Source organism: Pseudoalteromonas sp. SG43-6 (assembly GCF_014164365.1).
Classification (GTDB): domain Bacteria; phylum Pseudomonadota; class Gammaproteobacteria; order Enterobacterales; family Alteromonadaceae; genus Pseudoalteromonas; species Pseudoalteromonas rhizosphaerae.
The window spans coordinates 1-4,585 of sequence record NZ_JACJEZ010000103.1 but is presented as its reverse complement, the minus strand read 5'-3'; the positions used below and the strand labels follow the sequence as shown (position 1 = coordinate 4,585).

General features: G+C 40.8%; 5 protein-coding genes. 2 read left to right on the top strand and 3 right to left on the bottom strand.

The window, feature by feature from the left end; all coding sequences use genetic code 11:
- Positions 1–60 precede the first annotated feature (60 nt).
- The 3 genes from H5201_RS22085 to H5201_RS22075 are packed head-to-tail and all read right to left on the bottom strand — an operon-like array spanning position 61 to position 2,380.
- A complete protein-coding gene (locus tag H5201_RS22085) occupies positions 61–894 on the bottom strand; it encodes a ScpA family protein (RefSeq protein WP_182785412.1) in 834 nt (277 codons plus the stop codon).
- Between the two features lie 15 nt (positions 895–909).
- Complete coding sequence (locus H5201_RS22080; protein WP_145233655.1) at positions 910–1,530, bottom strand: L-threonylcarbamoyladenylate synthase; 621 nt, start codon at positions 1,528–1,530, stop codon at positions 910–912.
- Positions 1,523–2,380 (bottom strand): RNase RNM, encoded by an 858-nt coding sequence (locus H5201_RS22075; protein ID WP_182785411.1) that lies wholly within the window; start codon positions 2,378–2,380, stop codon positions 1,523–1,525. The genes H5201_RS22080 and H5201_RS22075 overlap by 8 nt, the downstream gene beginning before the upstream one ends.
- Before the next feature lie 423 nt (positions 2,381–2,803).
- Here H5201_RS22075 and H5201_RS22070 point away from each other — a divergent pair, with 423 nt between their 5' ends.
- The gene (locus H5201_RS22070; protein ID WP_182734838.1) at positions 2,804–4,372 is read left to right on the top strand and encodes an anthranilate synthase component 1; all 1,569 of its coding nucleotides are present in this window, start codon (positions 2,804–2,806) and stop codon (positions 4,370–4,372) included.
- Position 4,373: 1 nt separating this feature from the next.
- Positions 4,374–4,585 (top strand): glutamine amidotransferase-related protein (locus H5201_RS22065; RefSeq protein ID WP_404936360.1); only part of this gene is annotated, 212 nt, incomplete at its 3' end.

The following is a 4,585-nucleotide window of genomic DNA, read 5'->3' as shown; positions in this document are numbered from 1 at the left end:
TTAGCAAGTTAGCAAGTTAGCAAGTTAATCAATGATAAACATCATCACCCTAATAATTGTTTAATTATTTTCAACCAAACCGATATAAATTTGTGTTGTAGGATCGACTTGCAAGCAAGTGATAAGGTTTTCTTTGATGAGCTCTAGCATAGCAATAAAGCTAACCACTACACCACTGCGGCCTTCGTCAAGAGAGAATAAGTCAGTGAAAGGAAGTTGCGTGCCGACTGTCGATAACTTTTGCAAAATTAAACTCATTCTTTCGCGAGTTGATAAAGCTTCAGCGGTTATTTGATGATGCTCAAAAGTTTTAGCTCGCGCCATCACATCACTGAGCGCAAATAGTAAATCTTTTAAATCAACATCCGGTAACAATTGAGCATGCTCGCTCTGCTCAGGCACTAACGCATGGGCAATAAAAATATCGCGGCCAACACGTGGAATATCATCAAGGTTCTGCGCAGCTAGCTTAAATTGCTCATACTCTTGTAAACGACGAATTAATTCAGCCCGTGGATCTTCTTCTTCCTCAAGCTCTTCATGTTTTGGCAGTAATAGTCGTGATTTTATTTGTGCAAGTAATGCCGCCATCACCAAATATTCACCAGCAAGCTCCAATTGAAACTCGGTCATCATTTCAACATAACGGACGTATTGTTCAGTAATGCTAAAAATCGACAATTCCAGAATATCTAACTTATGTTTTTTTATTAAATATAGTAATAAATCAAGTGGCCCTTCAAAGGTTTCTAAAATTACTTCTAGAGCGTCTGGCGGAATATACAAATCTTCCGGGGTATTCATTACTTCTTTGCCATGCAAAAAAGCCAGCGGCAGCTTTTGTTGCGCCGGCTCTCGTATTTGAGCTACATCATCAGTATGTAGTTCGTTCATGGTTTATCGGCGTAGTTATTCAAATGGAGCTGTATCGCCACAGCCTACACGCAGCACCTCAACAGTATCTTCTGACAGGTCGATTACTGTGGTTGCTTGCTCAGCTAAATAGCCGCCATGAATAATTAAATCAACTTGATTACCTATGCGATCACGTATCTCGTCCGGATCAGACTCAGTAAACTGCTCACCGGGTAAAATTAATGAACACGACATCAATGGCTCACCTAACTCGGCTAGCAATGCGCAGGTAATTGGATGTTCTATTACACGAATACCAATGGTTTTTTTCTTGTCGTTTAACAAACGTTTTGGTACTTCTTTAGTGCCTTTAAAGATAAACGTATAAGGCCCGGGTGTATTGTTTTTAATTAATCTAAACAGTTGGTTATCTACTCGTGCATAAGTAGAAAGCTCAGATAGATCACGACATACTAAGGTAAAGTTATGGTGTTTTTCAATACCACGGATGCGCTCAATACGCTCTTTTGCTTGTTTGTTACCTAAATTACAGCCTATTGCATAGCCTGAATCGGTTGGGTATACCACCACACCACCTTGTTTGATAATGTCGACCGCTTGATTAATTAAGCGTGGTTGTGGATTATCTGGATGAATATGAAAAAAATCACTCATTTAGTTCTCCTGTTTGCCCTTCCCAAGTTTGCCAAACGCCTTGGCAATCTTTTGGCAAATATAAGTTTTTTCCTAATTCTAGCCAACTAGTAGGAAAATGAAAATCAGATCCTTGCGAACACAGTAAATCGTATTCACGGCTCAATTCGCCTAAAAACTGTCGCTCAGTCGGTGCTTGTTGTGGTTGTGCAACTTCCATTGCATCGCCACCGGCATCTTTAAACTGACTCAATAATTTGCGCAGCCATTTATTTGACATTTGATAACGCCCAGGGTGGGCAATCACAGCAACGCCACCTGCGGCATGAATGGCGGCAATGGCGGTTTGCATATCACACCAATCGCTTGGTACGTAACCCGTTTTAGCGCGGCCAAGGTATTTTTTAAACACCCCAGGAATTGTGGTTGCAACGCCACGAGCAATAAGTGCTCTTGCATAATGTGCACGGGTAATTTGTGCATCTGCGGCAAGCTCTTGCGCTTGTTGATAAATGCCATCAAAGCCATTTTTCTCTAAACGGCGACCAATCTCGACAGCTCTATCAGCACGTTTTTGCTGTTGGATAGTCAATAAGCTGGTCAGTGTTGACTCGTTGATATCTACGTTTAATGCCACGATGTGGATCTCAAAACTTTCCCACTTAGTGGAAATTTCAACCCCTGATATCAAGGTTAATGGTAGAGATTCGCTTTCTATATATGCTTGTGCAGGTTTAACCGCAGCAGTGGTGTCGTGATCAGTGATCGCAAACACATCTATATTTTTTTCAACTGCACGCAATAATAATTGCTCAACAGTTAATTGCCCGTCAGAATGTGTGGTATGACTGTGTAAATCGTATTTTATCAAAAGAGAAGACTGCTCTTATTAAATGTGCGAAAGTTGTTATTAAGTATAACAAAATTTTTTAATAAATTGTTTTAAATAAATACTTGACACTAACGCCGTTGATACGGTTTACTGTAGTCACTTGAGACACAAATAGAACTACAACAATGATCAATTCAATCCAAAACACTATCTGGTGGTGGCACTCGTAAATTATCGGGTGACGAATTGTCGTGTCTAACACATTCTAAACCCGCTTATTGCGGGTTTTTTTATATTTAAATTTTAGGGTAACAAACATGAATAACGTAGCAACTCTTACACATCATTGGTGGTGGCGCCTGGTATAGCGGGACGGTAATGGTCTATCTGAAACATAGGTATCGTTATTCAAACCCCGCATAGCTTAGCTTGCGGGGTTTTATTTTTTTGAGGGAATGAGGTTTGATTTTTAGTCATATAACAACAACGCCAGGTGAAGTTACTAGCATCACCGAAGTGCGAGAATATATACATAGCCCATTGGCACTATATGGATTGCTTGATAAAGATAATTCATTACTGTTAGAGTCAGCAGAAATTGATTCTAAAGACAGTGTCAAAAGTTTAATTTTGGTAGATTGTGCACTAAAAATAATCTGCACAGGTAAAACAGTCACAGTAACGGCGCAATCTAATAATGGTCAGCAATTACTGCCTTATTTACAAACTAAATTAGAAAACTGCCATACTCAATTAAACAAGCAAACTCTCAGCATCGAATATCAAGGTATCGATCATAATATTGATGAAGCCTCAAAGCTGATTGCCGATAATGCTTTTAGTGCCTTGCGCTGTTGTATAAATAGTATCAGCAGCACCACAAACAATCCATTTTCGTTATTTTTAGGCGGTGTGTTTGCTTACGACATGGTAGCCAACTTTGAACAACTGAGTGATGTACCAGATGGAGAAAATAGCTGTCCTGATTACGTATTTTATTTAGCTGAAACCTTAGTGGTAATTGATCACCAAGCTAAAACCACTGAGCTGATTGGTAACGTTTTTAATGGCCCTGATGTGCATGCAAACTGTTTTGAAGTGGGTAAAAAGCTCGAACGTTTAAATACCTTATGCGACCAAGCCGATAGCTATAGTGCGCAGCAAAGTGCTGGCAGCAGTGACGTCAGTGTTGATATTAGTGACGAGCTCTATTGCCAACAGGTCAATAGTTTGAAAAAACACATTGTCGATGGCGATATTTTTCAAGTTGTGCCATCGCGTACCTTCTCGTTAGCTTGCGCCAACCCACTACATGCCTACAGCCAACTAAAAAAACAAAATCCAAGCCCGTACATGTTTTATATGCGCGACAGTGAATTTGCGTTATTTGGTGCCTCTCCTGAGTCAGCTTTAAAGTTTTGCGCTACATCACAACAAGTTGAAGTATATCCAATTGCAGGAACTCGCCCGCGAGGAAAGTTTGCTAATGGCCAAATTAATCCAGATTTAGACAGTCGTATTGAACTGGAACTGCGCAACGACCAAAAAGAGCGTGCTGAGCATTTAATGTTGGTTGATTTAGCACGAAATGACGTAGCTCGTATCAGTGTCCCGGGAACTCGCCACGCAAAAGAGCTATTAAAGGTCGACCGTTATTCGCAAGTAATGCATTTAGTGTCACGCGTTGTTGGCACATTAAAACCTCAGCTGGATGCCCTACACGCTTACCAAGCCTGTATGAACATGGGCACTTTAGTTGGTGCGCCTAAAGTCAGCGCGGCAGAGTTGGTAAGGCAAACTGAAGGTAAGCGCCGTGGTAGTTACGGTGGTGCGGTAGGTTATTTAACCGGTGACGGCGCCATGGACAGTTGCATTGTTATTCGCTCGGCTTTTGTTAAAAATAATACCGCGTATGTACAAGCCGGTGCCGGAGTTGTGTTTGACTCAGACCCTCAATCTGAAGCTAATGAGACTCGTGCTAAAGCACAAGCGGTTATTACAGCCATTCAATCGACGTACCAAGGACACTAAAATGAGTGAAAACATCAACAACTTAACGGACTTAAAAATCTACTTTTTAGATAATTTTGATTCATTTAGTTATAACTTAGTCGATGAACTTTCTATGTTAGGCAGCGATTTAGTGGTATATCGTAACAACATAGACGCGCAGGTGATTTATGACAAAATGTGTGCGGAAACTAAACCAGTGATTTTAGTACTGTCGCCGGGCCCAGGCACCCC

Coding starts and splice junctions, on each gene's coding strand:
- H5201_RS22085 (WP_182785412.1), bottom strand. CDS start 894: ATGAACGAACTACATACTGATGATGTAGCTCAAATACGAGAGCCGGCG.
- H5201_RS22080 (WP_145233655.1), bottom strand. CDS start 1,530: ATGAGTGATTTTTTTCATATTCATCCAGATAATCCACAACCACGCTTA.